Origin of the sequence: Methylorubrum rhodinum (assembly GCF_014199935.1) — a bacterium.
Lineage (GTDB): Bacteria > Pseudomonadota > Alphaproteobacteria > Rhizobiales > Beijerinckiaceae > Methylobacterium > Methylobacterium rhodinum.
Window position 1 is genome coordinate 1 of sequence record NZ_JACHOP010000026.1, and the last position, 26,730, is coordinate 26,730.

General features: G+C 70.2%; 22 protein-coding genes. 12 read left to right on the top strand and 10 right to left on the bottom strand.

All coding sequences use genetic code 11. From position 1 onward, the window contains the following. The first annotated feature begins 332 nt into the window (after positions 1-332). From HNR00_RS21430 to HNR00_RS21440, 3 genes are all read left to right on the top strand, one after another. Entirely contained in the window at positions 333-2,123 is a 1,791-nt protein-coding gene (locus HNR00_RS21430) for an acyl-CoA dehydrogenase C-terminal domain-containing protein (protein WP_183572877.1), read from the top strand. A 161-nt stretch (positions 2,124-2,284) separates the two neighbouring features. Continuing rightward, positions 2,285-3,493, top strand: coding sequence for an acetyl-CoA C-acetyltransferase (locus HNR00_RS21435; RefSeq protein ID WP_183572879.1), 1,209 nt, complete (start codon positions 2,285-2,287; stop codon positions 3,491-3,493). A gap of 119 nt (positions 3,494-3,612) precedes the next feature. Then, positions 3,613-4,098, top strand: a complete 486-nt coding sequence (locus HNR00_RS21440) for a DUF2059 domain-containing protein (protein ID WP_183572881.1) — start codon at positions 3,613-3,615, stop codon at positions 4,096-4,098. Between the two features lie 52 nt (positions 4,099-4,150). Here HNR00_RS21440 and HNR00_RS21445 read toward each other — a convergent pair whose 3' ends face one another. After that, positions 4,151-4,945 carry an EAL domain-containing protein gene (locus HNR00_RS21445; protein ID WP_183572883.1) on the bottom strand — a complete coding sequence of 265 codons (795 nt, stop codon included), beginning with the start codon at positions 4,943-4,945 and terminating at the stop codon, positions 4,151-4,153. A 106-nt stretch (positions 4,946-5,051) separates the two neighbouring features. On the opposite strand from HNR00_RS21445, the gene HNR00_RS21450 reads away from it, so the two are divergent. The 3 genes from HNR00_RS21450 to HNR00_RS21460 all read left to right on the top strand — a co-directional run bounded on the left by HNR00_RS21450 (position 5,052) and on the right by HNR00_RS21460 (position 7,937). Beyond that, a complete protein-coding gene (locus HNR00_RS21450; RefSeq protein WP_183572885.1) occupies positions 5,052-7,256 on the top strand; it encodes an FAD-dependent oxidoreductase in 2,205 nt (734 codons plus the stop codon). An 82-nt stretch (positions 7,257-7,338) separates the two neighbouring features. Beyond that, positions 7,339-7,680, top strand: coding sequence for a hypothetical protein (locus tag HNR00_RS21455; RefSeq protein ID WP_183572887.1), 342 nt, complete (start codon positions 7,339-7,341; stop codon positions 7,678-7,680). A gap of 92 nt (positions 7,681-7,772) precedes the next feature. After that, positions 7,773-7,937, top strand: coding sequence for a YqaE/Pmp3 family membrane protein (locus tag HNR00_RS21460; protein ID WP_082552287.1), 165 nt, complete (start codon positions 7,773-7,775; stop codon positions 7,935-7,937). Here the strand turns inward: HNR00_RS21460 and HNR00_RS21465 are convergent, their stop codons facing one another. From HNR00_RS21465 to HNR00_RS21475, 3 genes are read right to left on the bottom strand one after another with little or no spacing between them, the layout of a single operon-like run. Further along, complete coding sequence (locus tag HNR00_RS21465) at positions 7,938-8,408, bottom strand: secondary thiamine-phosphate synthase enzyme YjbQ (RefSeq protein WP_183572889.1); 471 nt, start codon at positions 8,406-8,408, stop codon at positions 7,938-7,940. Then, on the bottom strand, positions 8,405-10,300 hold the full coding sequence (locus HNR00_RS21470) for a cisplatin damage response ATP-dependent DNA ligase (RefSeq protein ID WP_183572891.1): 1,896 nt from the start codon (positions 10,298-10,300) through the stop codon (positions 8,405-8,407). Before HNR00_RS21470 ends, HNR00_RS21465 begins: the two co-directional genes overlap by 4 nt. Next, on the bottom strand, positions 10,297-11,355 hold the full coding sequence (locus HNR00_RS21475) for a ligase-associated DNA damage response exonuclease (RefSeq protein WP_183572893.1): 1,059 nt from the start codon (positions 11,353-11,355) through the stop codon (positions 10,297-10,299). The genes HNR00_RS21470 and HNR00_RS21475 overlap by 4 nt, the downstream gene beginning before the upstream one ends. 48 nt (positions 11,356-11,403) lie before the next feature. Between HNR00_RS21475 and HNR00_RS21480 the strand changes: the two genes are divergently transcribed. Together HNR00_RS21480 and HNR00_RS21485 are read left to right on the top strand one after the other, a co-directional pair. Then, on the top strand, positions 11,404-12,360 hold the full coding sequence (locus HNR00_RS21480; RefSeq protein WP_183572895.1) for a class I SAM-dependent DNA methyltransferase: 957 nt from the start codon (positions 11,404-11,406) through the stop codon (positions 12,358-12,360). Positions 12,361-12,431: 71 nt separating this feature from the next. Beyond that, positions 12,432-13,190, top strand: coding sequence for a YoaK family protein (locus HNR00_RS21485; protein WP_183572897.1), 759 nt, complete (start codon positions 12,432-12,434; stop codon positions 13,188-13,190). A gap of 4 nt (positions 13,191-13,194) precedes the next feature. Here the strand turns inward: HNR00_RS21485 and arfB are convergent, their stop codons facing one another. Next, positions 13,195-13,620 carry an alternative ribosome rescue aminoacyl-tRNA hydrolase ArfB gene (gene arfB / locus HNR00_RS21490; RefSeq protein WP_183572899.1) on the bottom strand — a complete coding sequence of 142 codons (426 nt, stop codon included), beginning with the start codon at positions 13,618-13,620 and terminating at the stop codon, positions 13,195-13,197. Between the two features lie 345 nt (positions 13,621-13,965). Continuing rightward, positions 13,966-14,244, bottom strand: a complete 279-nt coding sequence (locus HNR00_RS21495; RefSeq protein WP_183572901.1) for a BolA family protein — start codon at positions 14,242-14,244, stop codon at positions 13,966-13,968. Between the two features lie 138 nt (positions 14,245-14,382). On the opposite strand from HNR00_RS21495, the gene HNR00_RS21500 reads away from it, so the two are divergent. From HNR00_RS21500 to cobT, 3 genes are all read left to right on the top strand, one after another. Beyond that, a complete protein-coding gene (locus HNR00_RS21500; protein WP_183572903.1) occupies positions 14,383-15,093 on the top strand; it encodes a J domain-containing protein in 711 nt (236 codons plus the stop codon). Between the two features lie 262 nt (positions 15,094-15,355). After that, complete coding sequence (cobS, locus tag HNR00_RS21505; protein ID WP_183572905.1) at positions 15,356-16,339, top strand: cobaltochelatase subunit CobS; 984 nt, start codon at positions 15,356-15,358, stop codon at positions 16,337-16,339. An 81-nt stretch (positions 16,340-16,420) separates the two neighbouring features. Further along, the gene (gene cobT / locus HNR00_RS21510) at positions 16,421-18,331 is read left to right on the top strand and encodes a cobaltochelatase subunit CobT (protein WP_183572907.1); all 1,911 of its coding nucleotides are present in this window, start codon (positions 16,421-16,423) and stop codon (positions 18,329-18,331) included. A 158-nt stretch (positions 18,332-18,489) separates the two neighbouring features. On the opposite strand, the gene HNR00_RS21515 is transcribed toward cobT, so the two are convergent. Further along, entirely contained in the window at positions 18,490-19,311 is an 822-nt protein-coding gene (locus HNR00_RS21515; protein ID WP_376770403.1) for a transporter substrate-binding domain-containing protein, read from the bottom strand. A 273-nt stretch (positions 19,312-19,584) separates the two neighbouring features. On the opposite strand from HNR00_RS21515, the gene HNR00_RS21520 reads away from it, so the two are divergent. Continuing rightward, a complete protein-coding gene (locus tag HNR00_RS21520) occupies positions 19,585-21,336 on the top strand; it encodes a glycosyltransferase (RefSeq protein ID WP_312886098.1) in 1,752 nt (583 codons plus the stop codon). Here HNR00_RS21520 and HNR00_RS21525 read toward each other — a convergent pair. The 3 genes from HNR00_RS21525 to HNR00_RS21535 form a co-directional block, all read right to left on the bottom strand. Then, positions 21,287-21,880, bottom strand: coding sequence for an SCO family protein (locus HNR00_RS21525; protein ID WP_183572911.1), 594 nt, complete (start codon positions 21,878-21,880; stop codon positions 21,287-21,289). The genes HNR00_RS21520 and HNR00_RS21525 overlap by 50 nt on opposite strands. 279 nt (positions 21,881-22,159) lie before the next feature. Beyond that, positions 22,160-23,617: a siroheme synthase CysG gene (gene cysG / locus HNR00_RS21530; protein ID WP_183572913.1), complete on the bottom strand. Its 1,458-nt coding sequence runs from the start codon at positions 23,615-23,617 to the stop codon at positions 22,160-22,162. A gap of 218 nt (positions 23,618-23,835) precedes the next feature. Further along, the gene (locus HNR00_RS21535) at positions 23,836-26,514 is read right to left on the bottom strand and encodes a nitrate reductase (RefSeq protein ID WP_183572915.1); all 2,679 of its coding nucleotides are present in this window, start codon (positions 26,512-26,514) and stop codon (positions 23,836-23,838) included. Positions 26,515-26,730: the final 216 nt, after the last annotated feature.

Here is a 26,730-nt window from a genome sequence, read left to right on the forward strand (position 1 = left end):
TGCTCCATGGACGGCCTCCTCGCTTGAGATCTGCAACGACCTCAATCTGGCACACACGATGCCGTCGGGGGCCGTCCACCCCATCACCCGTGATGAGGGGTGCCCGGTTCGAGCTGCCATCGTCGCGGCCAGTCGTGGATTCCGGGTTCTCGCCTGCGGCGAGCCCCGGAATGACGGTGGTGCGTGTTCAAGCGACGCTTCACCAATCCGTGTTTGAAATCGGGGAAACCGCGGCCGGCCCTTGCGCCGCTCCGGAGAGATAGTTTACATATGAACTATCGGTGTGGCCCGGGTGGCGGCCTGCCAGAAGATTCCTGCGGGAGGCGGACGCGATGCCGAGCTATCGGGCCCCGGTCGAGGACACCTTGTTCCTCCTCGAAGACGTTCTGGCGATCCACCGTCACGACAACCTGCCGGGATTCGCCGACGCCTCGTCGGACGTGCTGCGGGCGGTGGTGTCCGAGGCCGGCAAGCTCGCGGGCGAGGTGCTGGCCCCCCTCAACCTGCCGGGCGACCGCGAGGGCTGCACCCGACACCCGGACGGCAGCGTCACGACCCCGAAGGGCTTCAAGCAGGCCTACGACGCCTACGCCGCGGGCGGCTGGATGGGCCTGTCGGTGCCGGAGGAGTTCGGCGGCCAGGGCCTGCCGCACGTGATCAACACGGCGATGCAGGACTTCGTCTCCGGCGCCAACCTCGCGCTCAGCATGTATCCCGGTCTGACCCAGGGGGCGATCGCCGCGCTCCTCGTCCACGGCTCGCAGGCGCAGAAGGAGACCTATCTGCCCAGGATGGTCGAGGGCGCCTGGACCGGCACCATGAACCTCACCGAGCCGCATTGCGGCACCGATCTGGGGCTCCTCAAGACCAAGGCGGTGCCGAACCCCGACGGCTCCTACAGCCTGTCGGGCACCAAGATCTTCATCTCGGCGGGCGAGCACGACCTCAGCGAAAACATCGTCCACCTCGTCATCGCCCGGATCGAGGGCGCGCCCGCGGGCACCAAGGGCATCTCGCTCTTCGTCGTGCCGAAGTTCCTGGTGAACGAGGACGGCTCGCTCGGCGCGCGCAACGGCGTGTCCTGCGGCTCGATCGAGCACAAGATGGGCATCCACGCCAACTCGACCTGCGTGATGAACTACGACGGCGCCAAGGGCTGGCTCGTGGGTGAGGCGAACCGCGGGCTCAACGCCATGTTCGTGATGATGAACGAGGCGCGGCTGGCCGTCGGCGTCCAGGGGCTCGGCCAGTCCGAGGCCGCCTACCAGAACGCCGTGACCTACGCCCGCGAGCGCCTCCAGGGCCGCGCGCTCACCGGCGCCAAGGAGCCGGGGAAAGTCGCCGACCCGATCATCGTCCATCCGGACGTGCGCCGCACCCTGATGCAGATCCGCGCCTTCAACGAGGCGGCCCGCGCGCTGGTGCTGTGGACGGCGCTGCAATCCGACATCGCCCACCGCTCGCAGGACGCCACCGAGCGCCAACTCGCCGACGACCTCCTCGGACTGATGACTCCGGTGGTGAAGGGCGTGCTGACCGATCGCGGCTTTGCCAACGCGGTCGAGGCGCAGCAGATGTTCGGCGGCCACGGCTACATCGAGGAATGGGGCATGTCGCAGTTCGTGCGCGATGCCCGCATCGCCATGATCTACGAGGGCGCCAACGGCATCCAGGCGATGGACCTGATCGGCCGCAAGCTGCCCAAGGACGGCGGCCGGGCGATGATGGCCTTCCTCACCGAGGTCCAGACCTTCATCAAGGACCATGCCGAGGACGATGGCATGAAGCCGTTCGTCGCGCCCCTTCAGCCGGCGCTGAACGACCTCCAGGCGGTGGTGATGTGGCTGATGCAGAACGCCTTCTCGAAGCCCGACAACGCGGGTGCCGGTGCCACCGACCTGATGCACCTGCTCGGCACCGTCGTGCTCGGCTACATGTGGGGCAGGATCGCCAAGGCGGCGCTGGCGGCCAAGGCGGAGGGCCGCGACGCCGAGCGGATGGACGCCAAGTTGGTGCTCGGCCGCTTCTTCATGGAGCGGACCCTGCCGGAGACCAGCTTAAGGCTCGCGCGGATCAAGGCCGGGTCGGAGACGACCATGGCGCTGGCGGCGGAGGCGTTTTAAACGCGTGGCTCCCTCTCCTCCCCCTTGCGGGGAGGAGCCGGAGGTGGGGGTGGTGCAGGATGAGGCGTTCCGGTGCCTCCTGCACCACCCCCACCCCTGACCCCTCCCCGCAAGGGGGAGGGGAAGACCGCGCGGATTGGGACGGACACGAGGAAGCGCACATGCCCGAGGCCTACATCTACGATCACGTCCGCACCCCGCGCGGGCGCGGCAAGCCGGACGGGTCGCTGCACGAGGTGACGGCGCTACGTCTCGCCGAGACGGCGCTCCGCGCGCTCAAGGACCGCAACGGCCTCGACACGGCCTTAGTCGACGACGTGATCCTCGGCTGCGTCGATCCGGTCGGCGAGGCCGGCGGCGACATCGCCCGCGCCGCGGCGCTGGTCGCCGATTACGGCACCCACGTGCCGGGCGTGCAGATCAACCGCTTCTGCGCCTCGGGCCTCGACGCGATCAACTTCGCCGCCGCCCAGGTGATGGCCGGCCAGCACGACATGACGGTGGGCGGCGGCGTCGAGTCGATGAGCCGCATCGGCATCGGCGCCTCGGGCGGGGCGTGGCCGGTCGATCCTGCCATTGCGGTGAAGTCGTTCTTCATGCCCCAGGGCATCTCCGCCGACCTCATCGCCACCAAGTACGGCTTCTCCCGCGACGCCTGCGACGCCTACGCCGTCGAGTCGCAGAAGCGCTCGGCGAAATCCTGGGCCGAGGGGCTGTTCAAGGACTCGGTCGTGCCGGTGCGCGACATCAACGGCATCACCCTGCTCGACCGCGACGAGCACATGCGACCCTCCACCGACATGCAGTCGCTCGGCCAGCTCAAGCCCTCCTTCGTCCAGATGGGCCAGATGGGCGGCTTCGACGCAGTCGCGGTCGATGCCCATCCGGACGTCGAGGCGGTCGATCACGTCCACCACGCGGGCAACTCGTCGGGTATCGTCGATGGGGCGGCGGCCGTGCTGATCGGCTCGCGGGAAGCCGGCGATGCCGCGGGCTTGAAGCCCCGCGCCCGCATCCGGGCCTTCGCCAACATCGGCTCCGATCCGGCGCTGATGCTGACCGGCCCCGTGGATGTCACGAGGAAGGTGCTGGCGCGGGCCGGCATGGACCTGTCGGACATCGACCTGTTCGAGATCAACGAGGCCTTCGCCTCGGTGGTCCTGCGCTACCTCCAGGCCTTCGACCTCGATCCGGCTAAGGTGAACGTCAACGGCGGCGCCATCGCCATGGGCCATCCGCTCGGGGCGACGGGCGCGATGATCCTCGGCACCGTGCTCGACGAGCTGGAGCGCACCGGCAAGGAGCGCGCGCTGGTGACGCTCTGCATCGGCGCCGGCATGGGCACCGCCACGATCATCGAGCGGGTCTGATCCGGGCGGGCGGCGCCGCGCCGCCCTGCCCTCTCCGCGCAAACGCTGCTAAGGGCCTCCCACGCCGCGCCCTTTCGTCGGGCGCGGGGAAGAAAGACCAACACGGGAGAGACGCCACGATGAAGACCAAGATCGCCGCCCTGAGCCTTGCCGCCGCCCTCGCGCTGCCGCTCGGCGCCCGCGCCGACGACGCCTCGGACAAGCTCGCGGTCGCCAAGACGCTGACCGAGAAGACGGTGCTGAAGAACCTCGACACCGGCTTCGGCGGCGCGCTGGAGAAGACCGTCTCGACCATGCCCGAGGAGCGCGCCGAGACCGTGCGCAAGGAGGCCCGGGCCGAGTTCGACAAGCAGCGCGGCGAACTGCTCGACGGCCTGTCGAAGCAGTACGCGGACAAGTTCAGCCTCGACGAGCTGAAGCGCCTCGGCGCCATCTACGAGGACCCGACCTATCAGAAGTTCCAGGCCGTCAACGCCGACCCGAAGTCGGAGATCAACCTGCTGTCGCAGGCGGTGGTGACGCGGCTCCTCAACATGCTGACGCTGGCGGCTGCCAGCGACCAGAAGGGCGGCGCGCCGGGCGGCATGCCGATCCCGGCCAAGTAGGATACAGGTTCGTCGGATGCGCCAAGCGGTCGGGAGCGGGGGGAGGCGGGCGTCAGGCGACGCGCCGCAGCGTGCCCCCGGCCGCCAGCCCCGCGACCTCCGGCAGGGCCTCGAGCGCGGGCCGCGCGAAATGGTAGCCCTGCATCAGGTCGATGCCGAGGCCATGCAGCGCTTGCGCCTCGGCCGCCGTCTCGATCCCCTCGGCGATCACCCCGATGCCGAGGCCGCGGGCGATCTGCACGATCCCGCCGACGATGGTGCGCCGGCCCGCATCGGCGTCGATGCCGCGCACGAGATCCATGTCGAGCTTGATCAGGTCGGGCCGGAAGTTCGCCAGCAGGCCGAGGCCGGCATAGCCCGCCCCGAAATCGTCGAGCGCGGTGAGGAAGCCCTGCCGCCGGTACTCGGTGACGATCGTCTGCACATGGGCGATGTCGCGGAAGCGCTCGTTCTCGGTGAACTCGAAATGCAGCCGCTCGTGGCCGAAGCCGACGCGGCGGGCTGCCTCCAGCGAGGCGCGGATGCAGGCCGCCGGCTCGTAGACCGCGTTCGGCATGAAGTTGATCGACAGCTTGGTGTCGCTCCCCTGGGGGAACAGGCGCCCGGCCAGCTCGATGGCCTTGACCCGCGCGGCCTGATCGAACCGGTACAAAGTCTCCTCGGTGACCTGCGACAGGATCGAGCCGGCGCCCTCGCCGCCCGGTCCGCGCACCAGCGCCTCGTAGCCCCAGATCCGTCGGTTCGCGACATCGACGATGGGCTGGAACGCCATGGTGAAGGCGAAGCCGAGTTCGGTCCCGTCGCGGCAGGCTCGGCAGGCAAGGCGCGGCGCAGCCAGCGTATTCATGGATCAATCCGTGGGGCTCGGAGCATCGTCCGCACGCCTTCACCACCTACGATGGATCTTCCGTCTTAAGATTCCGATACGGCCCAGCACACTTCGAGGCTCAGCGATGACCGAAGCTCAGACCAACTTCCGTTTCGAGACCGATGCCGACGGCATCGCGCTCGCGACCTGGGATATGCCGGGTCGCTCGATGAACGTCATCACCATGGCGGTGATGGACGAGCTGGAGGCCATCGTCGACGCCGTCGTCGCGGACGCGAACATCAAGGGCTGCGTCGTCACCTCGGGCAAGCCCAACTTCTCGGGCGGCGCCGACCTCACCATGCTCCAGGGGCTCGGCGCCGAGTACGAGCGCCTGAAGGCGGCGGACGGCGAGGAGGCGGCCATGCGCCACTTCTTCGAGGCCTCGCGCCGCCTCAGCCTCGTGTTCCGCAAGCTCGAGACCTGCGGCAAGCCGTTCGCGGCGGCCGTCCAGGGCCTGTGCCTCGGCGGTGCGTTCGAACTGGCCCTGTCCTGCCATCACCGGGTGCTGGCCGACGACGACAAGACCCGCGTGGGGCTCCCCGAGATCAAGGTCGGGCTGTTTCCCGGCGGCGGCGGCACCCAGCGCGTCGCCCGCCTGATGCAGACCGGCGACGCGTTGCAGATGCTGTTCAAGGGCGAGCAGATCCGTCCGCTCGCGGCCCGAAACATGGGGCTTGCCCACGAGGTCGCCCCGGCGGCCGAGATCGTCGAACGGGCGAAAGCCTGGATTCGCGATGGCGGCTCGGCGGTGGCCCCCTGGGATGTGCCGAAGTTCAAGGCGCCCTCCGGAAAAGTCTACTCGCCCGCCGGCATGATGATCTGGCCGCCGGCCAACGCGATCTACCGCCGCGAAACCCACGACAACTATCCGGCCGCCAAGGCGATCCTGGCCTCGGTCTACGAGGGCCTGCAGCTGCCGATGGATCTGGGCTTGCGGGTCGAGAGCCGCTACTTCGCCCACATCCTGCGCACCAAGGAGGCGCAGGCGATGATCCGCACCCTGTTCATCTCCATGGGCGAGATCAACAAGGGCGCCCGCCGTCCCAAGGACGTGGAGCCTTCGAAGATCGGCAAGGTCGGCGTCGTCGGCGCGGGCTTCATGGGCGCGGGCATCGCCTACGTCACGGCGCAGGCCGGCATGGAGGTCGTGCTCATCGACCGCGACCAGGCCGCGGCGGATGCCGGCAAGGCGCATTGCCACAAGCTCATCACCGGCCAGATCAACCGCGGCAAGGCCAAGACCGCCGACCGCGACGCGCTGCTCGCCCGCATCACCGCCACGCCCGACTACGCCGCACTGGGGGATTGCGACCTCGTGGTCGAGGCGGTGTTCGAGGACCCCGCGGTGAAGGCCGAGGTGATCGGCAAGGTCGAGGCGGCTTTGCCCGCGCACGCCATCTTCGCCTCCAACACCTCGACGCTACCGATCTCGGGGCTCGCCAAGGTCTCGAAGCGCCCCGAGCAGTTCGTCGGCATCCACTTCTTCTCGCCGGTCGAGAAGATGCTGCTGGTCGAGGTGATCCGCGGCACGCAGACCGGCGACCGCGCGGTGGCCACCGCGCTCGACTACGTGCGGGCGATCAAGAAGACCGGCATCGTCGTCAACGATGCCCGCGGCTTCTTCGCCAACCGCTGCGTGCTGGCCTACGTCAAGGAAGGCCACAAGATGCTGATGGAGGGCGTGCCGCCCGCCATGATCGAGAATGCCGGCCGCATGGCCGGCATGCCGGTCGGCCCCCTCTCGCTCAACGACGAGGTGGCGCTCGATCTCGGCCTGAAGATCCTCAAGGCCACCGAGGCGCAGCTCGGCGAGGCCGCGATCGACCCGGACCAGAAGCGACTGCTGACCGAGGTGGTCGAGAATCGCGGCCGGCTCGGGCGCAAGAACAAGCGCGGCTTCTACGACTATCCCGAGGGCGGCCAGAAGAAGCTCTGGCCGGGCCTGTCCGAGATTCAGCCGAACCGGCTCGACCCGGACGATGTGGACGTGACCGAGCTGAAGCACCGTTTCCTCGTGGCCCAGGCCCTGGAGGCCGCCCGCACGGTGCAGGAGGGCGTCATCACCGATCCGCGCGAGGCGGATGTCGGCTCGATCCTCGGTTTCGGCTTCGCCCCGTTCACGGGAGGGGCGTTGTCCTACATCGACTTCATGGGGGCCGCCGCCTTCGTGGAGCTGGCCCGCGCGCTGGAAGCCAAGCACGGCCCCCGCTTCACCCCGCCGGACAATCTTTTGCAGATGGCCGGCAATGGCGGGCGGTTCTACGACGCGTTGAAGCGGGCGGCGTAGAACCGTCTTGACGGTGTGAGGGCCGCTCGCGATCTTATCATCGGCCGCGGATCATCCGCGGCCGCAGCCGGAACGACATTCGATGAGCGCGTCCGCGGGACCTGCCGATCTCGACTTCGAGGAGCAGCGCGCCCGCATCCGCCGCATGCTCGACGAAGCGGACCGGATGTCCGCCGAACGGTCGAAGCTCTTCGCGGAACAGAGCAAATTTGCCGCCGAGCAGGCGAAGCTCGCGGCGGAGCAGAACAAATTCACGGCCGAGCAGAACAAGCTCATGGCGGAGCAGGCGAAATTCACCGCCGAAGCGCTGAAGCTGGAGCGGGATCGCGCCCTCGCGCCCTGGCAGATCATCCTCGGCTGCATGGCGGCTGGCGCGGCGTTCTTCGGCGCCGGAGCCGCCTTCATCAAGCTGATCGGACCGTAAGGCTACGCCGATCCGTGATCGGAGCCGGTGGAACTCAACCGCTCCGCTTACGTTCTTGGCCCGAGCCGCACACCGCGCTTGGAGCCTGCCCCTTGTCGACCCTGATCAAAATCCTGATCGCGTTCTTCCTGCCGCCGATCTCGGTGCTGATGACGAACGGCTTCGGATTGCAGTTCCTCTTCAACATCCTGCTGTGCCTGCTGTTCTACATCCCCGGCTCGCTGCACGCCCTCTATCTGCTGCTGCGCGACCGCTGATCAGGCGCCCACAACCGACAGCACGATCTCGCGCCGGTGCCCCCGGTCGCGGTGCTCGATCAAGTAAATCCCCTGCCACGTGCCGAGCGCGAGGCGCCCGTCACGCAGCGGCACGGTGAGGCCGGAATCGGTCAGCATCGTGCGGATATGGGCCGGCATGTCGTCCGGCCCTTCCATCCCGTGGACGTAGTGGCCGTGGCGCGGCGCGAGCCCGTCGAGCGCCGTCATCAGATCGGTGCGCACGTCGGGGTCGGCGTTTTCCTGGATCGTCAACGACGCCGAGGTGTGGCGGCAGAACACGCTGACCACGCCGGTGCGGATGCCGCTCTCGCGCACGAAGGCCGTGACCGCCTCGGTAACGTCCGTGAACCCCTGCCCCGGTGTCGCGACGGTCACCGTCGCGCTCGCTTGGCGGGTCGCCTCGCCGGCCTGAAAGCCCTGGAGCGGCCCGATCCGGCCCGATTGCCTCATTCCGATGCCTCCAATGTCGCGCCTGGAAAAGTCTCGCGCTCGCCGCGGGCCAGGATGCGTTCCAGCACGTCGATCCGGTCGGCCTCGGCCGCCGGCTTGTCCCAGCGGATGCGGCTGACGCGGGGGAAGCGCATGGCCACGCCCGATTTGTGCCGGCTCGAGCGCTGCACGCCCTCGAACGCGATCTCCAAAACGAGCCCGGCCTCGCGCCCGTGGGTCACCTCGCGCACCGGGCCGAAGCGCTTGATCGTGTTGTTGCGGACATAGCGGTCGAGCTTCTGCAGCTCGGCATCGGTGAAGCCGTGATAGGCCTTGCCGACCGGCACCAGCTCGTCGCCCGCTTCCCCCTCGCGCCAGCAGCCGAAGGTGTAGTCCGAGTAGAACGACGAGCGTTTTCCGTGGCCGCGCTGGGCGTACATCATCACGGCATCGACGATGTGCGGCGCGCGCTTCCACTTCCACCACGGGCCCTTGGGCCGGCCCGGCAGGTAGGCGCTGTCGCGGCGCTTGAGCATCACGCCCTCAATGGCGTCGGCATCCGCGCCGGCTCCGACCGAGGCCGGGTCGGCCCGCGCGGCGGTGAGGTCCGGCCAGATGGCGAAGGGCACGACCGGCGAGAGGTCGATGCGGGCGTGGTCGAGATGCGTCACCAGGGCTTCGAGCCGCGCGCGCCGCTCGTCGAAGGGCAGCGTGCGCAGATCCTCGCCGTCCGCCGCCAGCAGATCGTAGGCGCGGACATGGGCGGGGAAGTCTTCGAGGAGTTTGGGCGTCACCGCCTTCCGGTTGAGGCGCTGCTGCAGCACGTTGAAGCTCTGCACCCGGTGATCCCGCAGGATCAGCAACTCGCCGTCGATCGCGCCCTCGAACGTGATCGCCTCGGCGAGATCGGGAAAGGCGTGCGTGATGTCCTCGCCGGTGCGCGAATAGACCTTTCGGACTTGTTGCCCCTTGGTGTCGCGCCCGCCCGCGAGCTGGACGCGGATGCCGTCCCACTTCCACTCGGCGGAAAAGGCCTCCGGATCGAGCTTGTCGAGGTCGGCTTCCTCCTCGATCGGGTGCGACAGCATCGGCGGGCGGAACGGCGCCGGGTTCAGGTTTTCGGGTTGCTCGGCCCGTCCCTCGACCCAGGCGAACAGCGCCGCGTAGGGCGGCTTCAACCCGTGCCAGACCTGCTCGACCGCATCCGCCTCGTGCCCGCCGAGCGCCCCGACGGCGGTCTTGGCGAGCCGCGCCGAGACGCCGACGCGCAGGTTGCCGGTGACGAGTTTCAGGAGCGCCCAGCGCCCGGTCTCGTCGAGGGCGTCGAGCCAGTTCGCGAGGTGCTGGGGGAGTGCGCGCTTGGGGGTGGTGGCCAGCGTCTCCACCACCTCGGCGAGGGTGGGGACGTGGGGGGGCGGGTTGTTGTGGCCGGGGCCGGGCGCATCCCCTCTCCCCGCGTGCGGGGAGAGGGCTTCGGCGACCTTGTCGTCGCCGAAGCGAGGCGGCAGCCGGGGGTGAGGGGGCTTGTCCGATGGAGTCTCAACCGTAGACGCCCCCTCACCCCCGCTACCGCTCGTCTCGCCCCCAACAAGGGGGGCTCGACCCTCTCCCCGCGTGCGGGGAGAGGGGGCGCCCTCCTCCGGCCCCGGCCAGATCAAGGCCGTCGTCTCTGCCAGATCGCCCACATAGTTGTGCGACAGCGCGAACAGCACCGGATCGACCCGCTCCTCCACCAGCCCCCGGATCAGCGCGGGCTTGGCCTCGCGAAAGGTCAGCCCGCCGGTCATGGCGGCGAGCGCCCAGCCGCGCTCGGGGTCGGGCGTGCCGGCAAAGAAATCCTGCAGCAGCCGGAGCTTGGCGTTGCGGCGCGGCTCGTAGGCGAGGCGGTCGAGGAGGGCGGCGAAGTCGTTCACGACGAGGCCTCCTCCAGGGCGGGGCTGGCGGCGGGATCGGGCTCGGCCTCGCCGTCGTCGCCGTAACCCAGCAGATGCAGCGGCTTGGCGCGAAGCCCTCGCGTGCCGCACCAATGCACCAGCGCATCCTCCTGCCCGTGGGTGACCCACACCTCCTCGGCCCCCGTATCGAGAATCGTGCGGCAGAGGTCGGGCCAGTCGGAATGGTCGGAGATGACCAGCGGCAGCTCGACGCCCTTTTGGCGCGCACGCGCGCGAACCCGCATCCAGCCCGAGGCGAAGGCGGTGACCGGATCGGGGAATTTGCGCGACCACAGATCCTGGATCGAGGAGGGCGGGCACAGTACGATCGCGCCGTGCAGATCCTTGCGCTCGGCGGCGACCACCTTCGGGGTGTCTCCCAGCGGGATGCCCTCCTCCTTGTAGAGGGCGGTCAGGCGCTCCATCGCGCCGTGCAGGTGGATCGGCCGGTCCCAGCCTTCCTCGCGCAAGAGCGCCATCACCCGTTGCGCCTTGCCGAGCGCGTAGGCGCCGACGATGTGGGCCCGCTCCGGAAAGAGCTTCACCGAATCCAGGAGCTTGCGCACCTCGTCCCGCGTGTCGGGATGGCGAAACACCGGCAGGCCGAAGGTCGCCTCGGTGATGAACACGTCGCAGGGCACGACCTCGAACGGCAGGCAGGTCGGGTCGGGGGCCCGTTTGTAGTCGCCCGAGACGACGATGCGGCCGCCCTCCCCTTCGATGGCGATCTGCGCCGAGCCGAGCACGTGGCCCGCAGGCGCAAAGAACACGGTGACGTCGCCGATGCGCATGCGCTTGCCCAGCGGCGCTTCCTCGCGCCGCTCACAAAAATCCTCGCCGTAGCGGGTCGCCATGATGCGCAGCGTCTGGTCGGTCGCCAGCACGGAGCCGTGGCCGGCGCGGGCATGGTCGGCATGGCCGTGGGTGATCAGCGCCCGCTCCACGGGCCGGGTCGGGTCGACGTGGAAGCGCCCGAGCGGGCAGTAGAGCCCTTCCCGCGTGAGGGTGAGGAGATCGGAGGCGCGCTGCGGCATCGGCCGGGATATAGGGCAGCGGTCCGCCCTTCCTCATCACCCGACCCGATGTCGCATCAGCGCTCTTCCGGAAATCTCCTCGCCGACCGGCGCTACGCCTATGCCGAGGCCTGCCTCGCGGAAGGGCACGCGGCGGGCGCCGCCGAGATGGCCGAACAGGCGCTGGAGATTTCTTCCGATTATGCCCCCGCCTGGGTGCTTCTCGGGCGCGCCCGCGCGGCCACGTTCGCCATAAGCGGTGCCGAGGCCGAGCGGGCGGCCGCGTTGGAGGCGTTCGGACGGGCGTTGGCGCTCGATCCCGACGACGTGCTGGGCAGCCGCCTGCATCTCGCGGGGCTGGGGGCCGTCGAGGCCGCCACTGCGATCGGGCCGGCCTACGTCCGGGCGCTGTTCGAGGGCTACGCGCCGCGCTTCGAGCGCCATCTCGTGGACGAACTCGGCTATCGCGGCCCGCAGATGATGGTGGACGCCCTCGACGCCCTCCCCGACGCACCGCGCCACTTCCCCCGCGCGCTCGATCTCGGCTGCGGCACCGGCCTGATGAGCCGCGCGCTCGAAGGCCGGGTCGGGCAGCTCGTGGGCTGCGATCTGTCGCTGGCGATGCTGGCGCAGGCCCGCCGGACCGGGCTCTATGCCCGCCTCCGCGAGGCCGACCTTGTCGCCTTCCTCGCCGCCGAGCCGCCGGGCTCGGCCGACCTCGTGACGGCGGCCGACGTGTTCATCTATCTCGGCGACCTCGCTCCCGCGCTCCGTGGCATCGCCCGCGTCCTCGCGCCGGGCGGGCTCGCAATCCTCACGGTGCAGTCGCCCGAGGCCGGCGAGGGCATCGTGCTCGGGGCCGACGGGCGCTACGCCCATGGCGACGCGCATCTGCGCGAATCCGCCCGCACCGCGGGCCTCGTGATTGTTGCAATGCAGCAGGCCGCTATCCGACGGCAGAAAAAGATAGACGTCCCAGGGCGCGTTCTCATCCTACAAAAAAGCTTGAACGTGCAGGATAACTGATCCGGCGCACGCGCGTGCAACGAGACGGCCTCGGTTCCGTTGTGCTGCGAAGCAGCATTCCAGGGTGAACGATGGCCGACGAGACGAACAAGGCATTTCCGGCGAGTCCGGTGACGCGAGTGCCCTTCGCCCTGACGCTGGCCGGCCTTGCCGGAACAGCCGATTCCATCGGCTTCCTCGAATACTCGCAGCTGTTCATGTCGTTCATGAGCGGCAACACCACCCGCTTCGGCGCCGCCGTCTCCAGCTACGACTGGACGGGCACGACGCGCTTTGCCAGCGTCATCGCGATCTTCTGCTTCGGCGCCTTCCTCGGCACCCTGATCGCCGCGTGGTCGGGCCGCTGGCGGCTTTCGGTGCTGCTGGTCATCCAGGCCGCCCTGTTCGCCGGCGGCCTCTACGTCCCCTTCGGCACCGACGCCTTCCCGCTCCACGCCTACCCGATCGTGCTGGCGCTCGGCATCCAGAACGCGACCCTGCAGGACGAGGCCGGACGCAGCCTCGCGCTCACCTACGTCACCGGCACGGTGGTGCGCTTCGGCGCGGGCGTGGCCAACATCCTGCTGCACAAGCCGGCGCCCTCGTTCTGGATCCAGGCGCCGCTCTGGGGCGCGCTCAGCACCGGCGCGGTGCTCGGCGGCTTCCTGCATCACTGGTTCGGCGAGCGGGCCTTCCTGTTCCCGGCGGGCTTCGCGGCGGCCCTGGCGCTCCTGTCCCTGGTCCTGACGATCATCCTCAAGGATACGCCCTACGTCTCCGGCGTCGCCGCGCCGCAGCCCGATGCCCATCCGGAGGCCGAGCCCACCGCGACGGCGCCCGCCGCGCGCTGATCGGTCATCCGTCGTCACCCGGGCCGCCGCGCAGCCGCTTGATGCTGCCGCGGTGGCTCTTCGATTCGAGCCGGCGCTTCTTCGAGGCGAGCGTCGGCCGGGTCGGACGCCGGGGCGTCGGCGGCACCGCGGCCTCGGCCACCAGGGCGGCCAGCCGCTCGCGGGCATCCGCCCGGTTGCGCTCCTGGGTGCGGAAGCGCCGAGCGTCGATCACCAGCACCCCCTCCCCCGTCAGGCGCCGACCGGCGAGCCGCATCAGCCGCACCGCCACCGCGTCGGGCAGGCTGCGCGAGCGGCGCACGTCGAAGCGCAGCTGAACCGCGGTCGAGAGCTTGTTGACGTTCTGCCCGCCGGGACCGGAGGCGCGCACGAAGCTCTCCTCGATCTCGGATTCGTCGATTGCGATCTGCGGCGTGCAGACGAGCGCCACGGCGCCCTCCCATCTTTACACTAAGGTCAAAACTTCATCGGCTCGGCTATGTTGGGGGCACTTCCGACCCTGAGCAGCCGCTCTGATTATCGAGGGGCTTGCCCGGCGGTAATCGCGGCCCAACCTGTTTTGATAGCAGGATCGCGCCTGAAACAGCGCCTATGATAACTCCGAGGGGTACGGTGAGCACACTTAAGAGGGCGCTCTCCACGTCGCCGTGATCCCCGAGATGATAGGACGCGACCCAGCCCAAGCCATATCCGAGTGACACAAGGACAGCTGCGACCACGAGGCTGAGTACGAAGCGCATCGGCCTTTGCCGAAATCCGGTTGCCACCTTGCCGGCTAGGCCGCCTCGGCCGGCGTGCGGGCCCGCACCGCCAGAGCGTGCAGGCCCCGTTTAAACGCTTCATCCAGCAGCGAATTCACCAGCCTGTGGCGCTCGATCCGGCTCTTGCCCTCGAACGCCGCCGCGACCACGTCCAGCCGGAAATGCGTCTCCCCGCCCGGCCGCGCGCCGGAATGGCCCGCATGGAGGTGGGATTCGTCGATCACCTCCAGATGCGCGGGCGCGAGTTCGGCGCTCAAGCGTTCCGCGATCCAGTCCCTCAGGGTCTCGGCCATTTTCGAACGTCCCTTCGGTTTCTTCTCGGTTTCTTGCGTCGTTTCGCGCCGCGGGCCGTCAAGCCCGCATCGATGCATGCGTCATCAGGCCCGACGGCCTTGTCCGTCGGCGCGTCCGCCCCTCATAATCGGCCCGTCATGGATCTCAACTCGCCCCTGTTCGACAGCATCCGCATCAAACCGACCTGCGACGACCCGAAGGAGGGCTCCAAGGCGAGTCCGAAGGGGGGCCGGGCGAAGGCGAGCGCTGGCACGGGCGCGACCACGGAGGCCGCCTGCGACGCGCCGGGCTGCACCGGGGCGGGCCTCTACCGCGCGCCGAAGGGGCGCAGGCAGGAGGGGCAGTACTACCGCTTCTGCATCGACCACGTGCGCGCCTACAACGCCGCCTACAACTACTTCGACGGCATGAACGACGCCGCGGTCGAGGCCTACCAGAAGGACGCGATGGTCGGCCATCGCCCGACTTGGTCGATGGGCGTGAACGCCGCGGGAGCCGGCGCCGACAAGGCCGGCGCCAACCCCAAGGCCGACAAGCCGGAGGCCGAGCGCGATTGGGCCTACGCCGATCCGCTCGGCATCCTGCGCGCCAACGGCGTCGGCGGGAATGCGGGCCGCCGCGCCGCCGCGCCCGAGCCGCAGCGCCCGCGCCACTCCGCCGCCGTGACCAAGGCGCTCGACGTGATGGGCCTCGACGAGACCGCCGACACCGCGGCGATCAAGGCGCAGTACAAGACGCTGGTGAAGCGCTTCCACCCGGACGCCAACGGCGGCGACCGCTCGTTCGAGGAGCGCCTGCGCGACATCATCCGCGCCCACGACGTGCTGCGCGCCGCCGGCCTGTGCTGACGGATGTGTTGAGCCGGCACGAAGGATGCACCCGGCGCCGGTCTCCATCGCCGCAGCGAGGGCGGACATTCCGCGCGGGGGTTCTATATCGCGCCTCAAGCGCCTTGACGCCGTACCCCCTTTGCGACCCCCTTGGCGATGCCGAGGGGCGGCGATTAAGGAAGACGGCCCCGAGGCCCGTAAAGCTGACGATCCCGAGACGATGCAAAGCGCGACCGCGCCGGGCCCGATGCCCCCGCCGGCCGCACCGATGAGGTCCCGTATGCTGTCCGACGAAACGCCCGCTTCCCTGCCCGACCGTCAGGTCTCCGTCCGCGAGGTGTTCGGCATCGACCTCGACCTAAAGGTCCCGGCCTTCTCGGAGCCCGAGGAGCACGTGCCGGATCTCGACCCGGACTACATCTTCGACCGCGAGACCACCTTGTCGATCCTGGCGGGCTTCGCGCGCAACCGCCGCGTCATGGTCACCGGCTATCACGGCACCGGCAAGTCGACCCATATCGAGCAGGTCGCCGCGCGGCTGAACTGGCCCTGCATCCGGATCAACCTCGACAGCCACGTCTCGCGCATCGACCTCGTCGGCAAGGACGCCATCGTCCTGCGTGACGGCAAGCAGGTCACCGCCTTCCAGGACGGCATCCTGCCCTGGGCCTTGCAGAACAACGTCGCCCTCGTCTTCGACGAGTACGATGCCGGCCGCCCGGACGTGATGTTCGTGATCCAGCGCGTGCTCGAACTGTCGGGCCGCCTGACGCTGCTCGACCAGAAGCGCGTCATCCGCCCGCATCCGGGCTTCCGCTTGTTCGCCACCGCCAACACGGTGGGCCTCGGCGACACGTCGGGCCTCTATCACGGCACGCAGCAGATCAACCAGGGCCAGATGGACCGCTGGTCGATCGTCACCACGCTCAACTACCTGCCGCACGACCGCGAGGTCGACATCGTGCTCTCGAAAGCGACGCATTACCGGAGCGAGGCCGGCCGCGACACGGTCAACCGCATGGTGCGCGTGGCCGACCTGACCCGCAACGCCTTCATGAACGGCGACCTCTCCACCGTGATGAGCCCGCGCACGGTCATCACCTGGGCCGAGAACGCCGACATTTTTCGCGACATCGGGTTCGCCTTCCGGGTGACGTTCCTGAACAAGTGCGACGAGCTGGAGCGGCCCCTGGTGGCCGAGTTCTATCAGCGCGCCTTCGGCAAGGAACTGCCCGAGAGCGCGCTCAACGTCGCGTTGAGCTGACGGGCCGAGCCGCGGCGCCCCGCCGCCGCGGCTCCTTTCGAGGGCGCGTCCCGAACCCGATTCCGGTGAATCCGTAACGCCATGGCCCTGACCAACCGCAACAAGTCCGGCGAGCGCAAGGAGCCCGGGGCCGAGCCGCTGAAGCGCTCGGTGGCCGGGTGCCTGCGCGCCATCGCCAAGCGGCCGGAGATCGAGGTCACCTATGCCAGCGACCGCCCGGCGCTGATCGGCGACAAGGCGCGCCTGCCCGAGCCGACCCGGCGGCTCACCGCCGAGGATGCCGCGATCCTGCGCGGCCATTCGGATTCGATGGCGTTGCGGCTGGGCTGCCACGACACGGGCGTCCACCGCCGCCTCGCCCCCGAGAACGCGGCGGCGCGCGCCGTCTACGACGCCGTCGAGCAGGCCCGCGTCGAGGCGATCGGCTCGCGGCGCCTTGCGGGCGTCGCCTCCAACATCACGGCGATGCTGGAGGACCGCTACCACCGCGGCGGCAAGTACGAGAACATCACCGACCGGGCCGACGCGCCGATGGAGGATGCGGTGGCCCTGATGGTGCGCGAGCGCCTGACCGGCCAGGCCCCGCCCCCGGCCGCCGCCCGGATCGTCGAGCTGTGGCGCGAGCACATCGAGGCGCGCGCCGGCAAGAACCTCGACGGGCTGCTCGGCGCCATCGAGAACCAGCGCGGCTTCGCCCGCTCGGTGCGCGACCTGCTCTCCTCCCTCGACATGGCGGACGAGACGCCGCTCGATCAGGACGACGAGACCGACGAGGACGAGAACCAAGCGCAGGACGACGAGCAGACCCCGAGCGAGGGCGAGGCCGAGGAGAAGAGCCAAGGCGACCGCGCCGAGATCGAGGTGACCGACGAGGCCGCCGACGAGCTGGAGGAAGGCGCCACCGAATCCGCCGACGCGCCCTCGGGCGAGATGCCCGAAGAAGCCGAGGACGCGGAATCGGAGGAAGCCTCCGAATCCTGGCGCCCGCCGACCAGCCGCGGCAACGAGCGCACCGGCCCGGATTACCGCGTCTACAACCCGCGCTTCGACGAGATCATCGAGGCGGAGGAGCTGTGCGACGCCGAGGAGCTGACGCGCCTGCGCAGCTACCTCGACAAGCAGCTCGCCCATCTCCAGGGCGTGGTCGGGCGCCTCGCTAACCGCCTCCAGCGCCGCCTGCTGGCGCAGCAGAGCCGCGCCTGGGAGTTCGACCTCGAAGAGGGCCAGCTCGATCCGGCGCGGCTGGTCCGTGTCGTCACCGATCCGTTCCAGCCGCTCTCGTTCAAGCGCGAGAAGGACACCGATTTCCGCGACACCGTCGTCACGCTGCTGCTGGACAATTCCGGCTCGATGCGCGGGCGCCCGATCACGGTGGCGGCGACCTGCGCCGACATCCTCGCCCGCACGCTGGAGCGCTGCGGCGTCAAGGTCGAGATCCTCGGCTTCACCACCCGCGCCTGGAAGGGCGGCCAGAGCCGCGAGGCGTGGCTGGCCGGCGGCAAGCCGGGCAATCCCGGCCGCCTCAACGACCTGCGCCACATCGTCTACAAGAGCGCCGACGCGCCGTGGCGCCGGGCTCGAAAGAACCTCGGGCTGATGATGCGCGAGGGGCTGCTGAAGGAGAACATCGACGGCGAGGCCCTGGACTGGGCCCACAAGCGCCTGCTGGCGCGGCCCGAGCAGCGCCGCATCCTGATGGTGATCTCCGACGGCGCCCCGGTCGACGACTCGACGCTCTCGGTCAACCCCGGCAACTACCTGGAGCGCCACCTGCGCTGGATGATCGAGGAGATCGAGACGCGCTCCCCCGTGGAGCTGCTGGCCATCGGCATCGGCCACGACGTGACGCGCTACTACCGCCGCGCCGTGACGATCATCGACGCCGAGGAACTCGGCGGCGCGATGACCGAGAAGCTGGCCGAGCTGTTCGAGGAGGATGCGGGCGGCGGGCGCATGGCACCCGCGCCGCGGCGGGCGGCCGGGGGGCGCTGAAGCCCCCCTTTCATCCCACCCATCCCCTCATCCTGAGGTGCTGCGAAGCAGCCTCGAAGGAGGGCTCCAGAAAGCGCCGCGATTCCTGGAGCCCTCCTTCGAGGCTCCGCTTCGCTGCGCACCTCAGGATGAGGGGGATGGATGGGACGAAGCGGCGCTCAGAACGGACTCACCGGAAAGAACCGCAGGTATAATTCCGCATACTTCCCGTCGTCCCACACCCGCTGCAACGCGTCGTCGAGCGCCCGCGACAGGGCAATGTCCTCGGTCCGGGTCACGAGGCCGATGCCCTCGCCGAAATAGCGGTTCTCCAGGTAGGCGCCGCCGGTGAAGGCGCAGCAATTCTCCGAATCCTGGCCGTTGAACCAGAGGGCGAGGTTGAGCCCGTCGGCGAACAGGTACTCGACCTCGCCGCGCTTCAGCGCGCCTTCCGCCGTCGCGAGATCGGGAAACGTCTTTCGGACAGCCTTCGGGAAGAACGCCTTGAGATAGGCCTCGTGCGCGCTGCCCTCGACGGCGCCGACGGTGCGTTCCGCGAGAGCGGCGACCGAGGGCGCGGGCAGGCTGCCGGCGCTCCGCACGGCGAAGCGGGCTGGCCAGCGGAAATACGGGCGCGTGGCGAGGAAGCGGGCGCGCAGGCCCGGCGTCAGCGGCACCGCGGCGGCGACCACGTCGCCCTGCTTGTCGGCCAGCGCGTCGAGCAGGGTGTCGAAGCGGCGGGCCTGGACCGTGCAGGCGATCGCGAGGCGCTCGCACACCGCGCGGGCCAGTTCCACCGCGAAGCCGGTCGGCGCCCCGTCGGGACCGGCGAAGTGGAGCGGCGGGAACTCGTCGTCGGTCATGAACCGCACTGCCCGGCCGGTCTGCGGCGCGTCCACCCGCTCGCCGCGGGCGCGGGGATTCCAGAAGTTCGGGATGGTGACGGCGGGGCCGGCCGCCGCCGGGGTCGGCTGTTGCGCCTGTGCAACGTCCGCGAGCAAAAGGTTAACGCACGTTAACAGAACGGCGCTCAACCCAGGCGAGCGCCTTGACGCTCGGGTTGAGGCGGCGGAGCGATACACGTGTGTAGAGAGGTCCCGGCCCATGCCTCTCCCTAGCACGGCGCGGGCCCGCAGGGAGCCGCCGCCCTGTTCCACTTCGCACGATCGGCCCCGCTGCCGACCGAGATCGCTTTCCTGACGGGCCTCCTCCCGTCGGCCGCGCTGCACCGCGCCGCCGCGCTCGCGCAAAAGCTCGGGACTGACGCCGCGACCGTGCTCCTCAACGAAGGCCGGATCGCCGAGGACGACTTTTACCGCGCACTGGCCCGCCACCTCGGCACCGAGTTCCTCGACGGGCCGATCCGGCTCGACGCGGGACTGCGCTACCCGCAGGTGCTCACCGCGGGTGCCGCGCCTCTCGCCCCCGATCATCCCAAAAGAATCGTCGCCGCGCCACGCGGCCTCGCCATCGCCCGGCTGATCGAGGCGGCGTCGTACCTCGAGCACCCGCCCGCCCTCACCACGCCGACGCGGCTGCGGGCGGCGGTGTTCGCGCGGGTCGGTGAAGGGATTGCGGAGGACGCCTCCGACGGGCTCGCCCGGCACCGCCCCGAATGGTCGTGCCGGCCCGGCCCCCAGACCTTCGACCTGACGCTCGCCGGGCTCGTGCTGGCGCTCATCGTGCTGCTGACGCGGCTGCCGACGCTGACGAGCCTCGTTCTGCTGATGCTGATCCAGGCCGGCATGCTCGCGATGCTCACCGTCCGCCTCGCCGCAGTCGGAATCGCGGGCGACGCGGCCGAGCCGACGCCCGATCTCCTGCCGGACGAGGTATTGCCGACCTACACGGTGCTGGTCGCGCTCTACCGGGAGGCCGCGGTGGTGCCCCGCCTCGTGCGAGCGCTCGGCCGGCTCGACTATCCGGCGGCCAAGCTCGACATCAAGTTCCTGCTGGAGGCCGACGACACCGAGACGCTGGCGGCCTTCCGCGCGGTGCCGCTGCCGGCCCGGTTCGAGGTCGTGGTGGTGCCGGACGGCCAACCCCGCACCAAGCCGCGGGCGCTCAACGCCGCCCTGCCGCTGGCCCGCGGCGATCACCTCGTGGTCTACGACGCCGAGGACGTGGTCGAGCCGGACCAACTCCGGCGCGCCGCCACGCTGTTTTCCCGCGCGCCAGCCTCGACGGCCTGCCTGCAAGGCCATCTCGTCATCGACAACCAGGGCGACGGGCTGCTGCCGCGCCTCTTCGCCATCGAGTACGCGGCCCTGTTCGAGGTGCTGGGGCCGGCGCTCGCGGCGTGGCGGGTGCCGACGCCGCTCGGCGGCACCTCCACCCATTTCCGCACCCGCGTGCTGCGCGAACTGCACGGCTGGGACGCCTGGAACGTCACCGAGGACGCCGATCTCGGCATGAGGCTGGCGATCGCCGGCTACCATGTCGGCGACCTGCCGAGCGCGACCTACGAGGAGGCGCCGAAGCACCTCAAGGCGTGGCTGCGCCAGCGCACCCGCTGGATGAAGGGGTTTCTGCAGACGAGCTTCACCCACGGGCGCGATCCGCTGGCGACGTGGCGCCGGCTCGGCCCGGTCGAGAGCCTGTGCGCCCTGGCGCTCCTGCCCGGCACCGTCGCCTCGGCCCTGTTCTATCCGTTCATGATGGGGCCGGGGCTCGCTGAACTCATCCTCGGCGCGCCCGGCCCCGAGGCCGGCGTGCTGGCGCACGCCACCCATGCCGGCGCCTGGACGATCTTTCTGGGTGGGCTCGCCGCGATCCTGATCCCGGGCTTCGTCGGCTGCCATCGCCGGGGCTGGGGCGACCTGATGTGGTTCGTGCCGCTGCTGCCGCTCTATTTCCTGCTGGTGAGCGCCGCCGCGTGGCTCGCGGTGATCGAACTCGCCCGCCATCCCCACCGCTGGAACAAGACCGAGCACGGCCTGTCCCGCACGTCGCGCTCCGGCGCCCTGGGAAGAGGGGTCACAGCCGCTTGCTCAACTCCGCGGCCGTCTCCTGCGGCGGCCGGTTGAGGGCGACCGCACCGACGAACCTATTGTTCGCGTCCATCAGGTAGACCAGGGCGGTGTGCTCCATGGTGTAGTCGTCGCCCTGCCCCGGCACCTTCTTGGCGTAGGCCCGGAAGCTCTTCACCGCCGCGGCCACCTGCTCCGGGCTGCCGGTGAGGCCGACGATGCGCGGATCGAAGCTCGCCAGGTAGGTCTTCAGCGTCTCCGGCCGGTCGCGCTCGGGATCGACGGTGACGAAGGCGACCTTCAGCCGGTCCGCCTTCGGGCCCATCGCGGCCAGCACGTCGCTGATCTGCTGAAGCGTCGTCGGGCAGATGTCCGGGCAATGGGTGAAGCCGTAGAACATCAGGTAGGGCGTGCCGGCGAAGTCGCGCTCGGTCACGGTCTTCCCGTCCTGGTTCACCAGGGTGAACGGCCCGCCGATGGCGCTCGCGGCGACCCCCTGGCGCGCCTGCGGCACCAGCGTGATCACGGCCGCCGCGGACAGCGCGACGAGGCCCGCCACGAAGGCGGCGATGGGCAGGAGGACGCGGCGGGACGGGGACATGGTGTTCTTCGCCTGGGGGGAGCGGCATCGGGCGCGCGCATCATCACGGCTGATCCGTCCACGGCAAGCCCCTCGGATGCCGCGGTGGGAGTTCCGACTCGGCTGAGCGAGTGGCGTCCGCAAGGCTTATGGCCGTCTGGACGATCACGACGGCCCGTCATTCCGGGGCGCGAAGCGAACCCGGAACCCACGACTGGACACGACGCTTCATGACGCCGCGCATCGCGGGTGGATCCCGGGTTCCGCTGCGCGGCCCCGGGATGACGGCGGTGGGGCGGCCTACGATGCCGCCGCCTGCAATTCCGGCCCCGGCAGCGCCGTGCCGGCCTCGCGGCGGCCGAGCGCCTCGCCGACCATCAGGATCGCCGGGCCCTCGTAGCCCGAGGCCTCGACCTTCTCGGCGAGGTCGGCGGCGGTGCCGGCGACCGTCTGCTGGCCGGGGCGGGTGGCGTTGAAGACGACGAGGGCCGGCGTCGTCGGCGCGAGACCCTCCGTGATCGCCCGCTCCAAGAGCGCGCCGAGCGTGCGCTTGGGCATGTAGACCACGGTGGTGACGCTCTTGTCCGCCAGCGCGCCCCAGTTCAGGTCGTCCGGCAGCGCCCCGCGGCGGTCGTGGCCGGTGACGAATTGCAGGCGCCGCGCCGCGTCGCGGTGGGTCAGGGAGACGCCAAGCGCAGCCGCCGCCCCCTGCGCTGCCGAGACGCCCGGCACCACGGTGCAGGGGATTCCGGCGAGCCGGCAGGCCTCGATCTCCTCGCCGGCCCGGCCGAACACCAGCGGATCGCCGGATTTGAGCCGCACCACCTGCTTGCCGGTCTTGGCCAGCGAGACCATCAGCGCGTTGATGTCGTCCTGGCGGCAGGAGGGGCCGTGCCCGGTCTTGCCGACGAGCATCGTGCGGGCCTCGCGGCGGGCGTAGTCCAGAATCTCGGGGGCGACGAGGTCGTCGTAGAGGATCACGTCGGCGTTGCGTAAGCTGCGCAGCGCCTTGAGGGTCAGGAGTTCGGCGTCGCCCGGTCCGGCGCCGACCAGCGTGACGGCCCCGCCCATCGGCAGCGCCTCGGCCTGCCCCATCAGATCGTCGAGATCGGCCTGCGTCGGGGCGCGATCCGGCTCGGCGAAGGCGCGATCGGTGAACCGCTCCCAGAAGCCGCGGCGCTCGGAAAAGCCGTGGAAGCGGGCCGAGACGGTCTCGCGCCAGTCGCGGGCGGCGCCGACCCAGTGCTTGAAGCCGCGCGGCAGCATCGCCTCGATGCGCGCCCGCACGGTCTGGCCGAAGACCGGGGCGGCGCCCTCGGTCGAGATGCCGACGACGAGCGGCGAACGGTTGACGATGGCGCCGAACTTCACATCGCACAGATGCGGCCGGTCCACCGCGTTGACGATGGCGCCGGCCTTTCGTGCGGCGGCGACGAAGGCGACGCAATCGTCCTCGTCCTCCATGGCGCCGATGGCGAAGGCGGCGCCGTGCAGGTCTTCGGGGGTCCAGCGGCGCTCGTGCAGGGTCACCGAGCCGGCGGCGATCTCGGCCGGCACGCCGCGCAACTCCTCGCTCGGCTCTTCCGCGTAGACATCGACGCGGGCGCCCGCGGCGGCCAGGAGCTTCACCTTCCATGGCGCGCCCGCATTGGAGCCGGCGAGCACCGCCCGCTTGTCCTGAAGCGGCACGAAGACCGGCAGCACGGCCAGCGGTTCGAGGCCGGCGCGGGTCTCAATGGGTTGGCGGGGTGTGCTCATGACGAGAGACGCCGTATCCGTGATCTAAATCGGGGACGAGGGAGGGGTCGCCTCTTCGTCCCATCCGCGCCCTCATCCTGAGGTGCTGAGCGGTCGCTCAGCCTCGAAGGAGGGCTCCAGAAGACGCACGATCCCTGGAGGCCTCCTTCGAGGCTTCCGCTTCGCTCCAGCACCTCAGGATGAGGGCGGGAGTGGGACGGCTCGCCAAAAATGTGCGCTCAGGCGGCGTTGCGCGCAAGCGCTCCGGGCAGGAGCTTGCGGATCTCTGGGATGCACGAGCCGCAATTCGTCCCCGCCTTGCAGGCCGCGCCCACCGCCTCGACCGAGCCGGCGCCGCCCGCGATGGCCGCCGTGATGACGTCGAGCCCGACGCCGTGGCAGGCGCAGACCACCGGGCCCGAGGAGGCACCGGCCGCTCGGCCCGAGAGCAGGGTGCGCCGATCCACCGCCTCGATGTCCGGTTGCGCAAACACCTGCTTGGCGAGTTCCCAGTCCGGCCGCCGGTCGCCCGGCGCGACCGAGAGGGCGGCGACGAGTTTTCCGTCCGAGTAGACGGCGCAGCGGTAGAGCCCGCGGGCGTGATCGACGTATTCGGCCAACTCCTGGCCCGGAAACAGCCCGCGGATCGCCAGCGCCATCTCGCGCGAGCCCTCCTGCGTGGCGAAGATCAGGCCGGAGCCGCCCAAAACGGTTGCCCGCGCCCACCACCAGCCGGCGGGCGCGCTCAGCGGCGTGCGGGTGAGCAGGTAGCCGCGGGAGCGGTAGGCGATCGGTTCGATGGCGGCGGGCGTCGCCTTCAGCTCGGGCTGGCCGGAGACCGGATCGGGCACGCCGCGGGCGAGCGCGGCGGCGCGGCCGTCGGAGGCCGTCATGTCGCTCCAGTGCATCGGCACGAAGACCGAGCCCGGCCGCACGCCGTCCGTCACGGTCACCTCAACGGTGGCATGGCCGGCTTCCGTCGTCACCCGCGCGAAGCCGCCGTCCTTGAGGCCGAAGCGGGCCGCGTCGTCGGGATGGACCTCGACGAAGGGCACGGCGCGGTGGCCCGAGAGCCGCTGGCTTTTGCCGGTGCGGGTCATGGTGTGCCAGTGGTCGCGCACCCGGCCGGTGTTGAGAACCAGCGGGCGCGCCGCACTCGCGGCTTGCGCCAGAGCCGGGGGCTGCACCGCGACGAAGCGGGCGCGCCGGTCGAAGGTGAAGAAGCGCCCGTCGGTGAAGAGCCGGGCGCGGCCCTTGGTTTCGCGCTTCGGCAGCGGCCATTGCGCCGGAGGATGCGCGTCGTAGGCGCGGTCGGTGATCTCGGCCAGCCCCCCGATGTCGAAGTCGCGGGTGCCGTCGTTCTCGAAGGTCGAGAGCGCGGCGTGCTCGCGGAAGATCTCGGCCGCCGTGCGGTAGGAGAAGGCGTCGCCGAAGCCGAGGCGGCGGGCGACGTCGCCCATGATCGCCCAATCAGCCCGCGCCTCGCCCGGCGCCTTGAGGAAGGCGCGCTGGCGCGAGATGCGCCGCTCGGAATTCGTCACTGTGCCGTCCTTCTCGCCCCAGGCGAGCGCGGGCAGCAGCACGGTCTTCTTGGCACGCGCCCGCGCGCTGTCGCTGGTCGCGATCGCCTCCGACACGACGTAGAGATCGAGGCCGGCAATCGCCTCGCGGATGCGGTCGGCCCGCGGCATCGAGACCAGCGGGTTGGTGCCCATCACCCACAGCGCCTTGATCTTCCCCCGCTCGATGGCCTCGAACAGGGCGACCGCCTTCATCCCCTCGCCGGTGATGATGTTGGGTGCCTTCCAGAACCGGCGGACGCGGTCGACCTCCTCGGGGGCGAAATGCATGTGGGCGGCCAGCATGTTGGCCAAGCCGCCGACCTCGCGCCCGCCCATGGCGTTGGGCTGACCCGTCAGCGAGAGCGGGCCCATGCCGGGTCGCCCGATCCGCCCGGTGGCGAGGTGGCAGTTGATGATGGCGTTGCCCTTGTCGGTGCCCTGCGCCGACTGGTTCACGCCCTGGCTGAAGCCGGTGACGACCTTCTGGGTCTTGGCGAACAGATCGAAGAAGGCCTGGACGTCCGCTTCCGCGAGCCCGGTCGCCTGCGCGGTGGCCGCGGCGCTCGGCGCGATCTGGCGGGCGCGCTCGATGGCGCCCTCGAAGCCGGCGGTGTGCTCCTCGATGAAGCGGACATCGAGCTTCCCGGCATTCGCGAGGTGGACGAGGAGGCCCGAGAACAGGGCGGTGTCGGTGCCGGGGTCGATGCCGAGGTGGAGGTCGGCTTCCTCGCCGGTCTGGGTGCGGCGGGGATCGACCGTGACGATCCGCGTGCCGCGCTTGCTGCGGGCGTCGATCATCCGGCGGAACAGGATGGGATGGCACCACGCGGCGTTGGAGCCGACGAGCACGATCACGTCGGCCTCGTCGAGATCCTCGTAGCAGCCCGGCACCGTGTCGGAGCCGAAGGCGCGGCGGTGGGCCGCGACCGCCGACGACATGCAGAGCCGCGAGTTCGTGTCGACGTGGGGCGTGCCCAGAAAGCCCTTCGCCAGCTTGTTGGCGACGTAGTAATCCTCGGTCAGCAACTGGCCCGAGAGGTAGAAGGCGATCGAATCCGGCCCGTGCCGCTCGGCAATGCGCTTGAGGCCGCCCGCGACGGCGCCGAGCGCGCCTTCCCAGGACGCCGCCTGACCGTCGACCATGGGCTTGAGCAGCCGGTCCTGCAGGTCGACGGTCTCGCCGAGCGCCGAGCCCTTGGAGCAGAGGCGGCCGAAATTCGCCGGATGCTCGGGATCGCCCGCGATTCCCACCCCGCCCTGCCCGTCCGGCGTGGCCAGCACGCCGCAGCCGACCCCGCAATAGGGGCAGGTCGTCTTCACCGCGGGCGCGGCGAGAGCGGGGGTGGGTTGGGTCATGACGGATCCTCGGCGGATTCTTCTCGGTCACCGGACGGGGCGGAGCCGAGCAAGGATCGGGCCGGTGATCATGCGCGTGAATCCCATGCGAGGCTGAGCCGGCGCATCGCCGAAGGGGGGACGAAGGTTGGGTCGGGTGAGCCCAAGGGCGAATGTCCGGACGCTCCTTCGCTCTGCTACTCTCGTCCAAAAGCACCGGATTCGTGGATTTCCGTC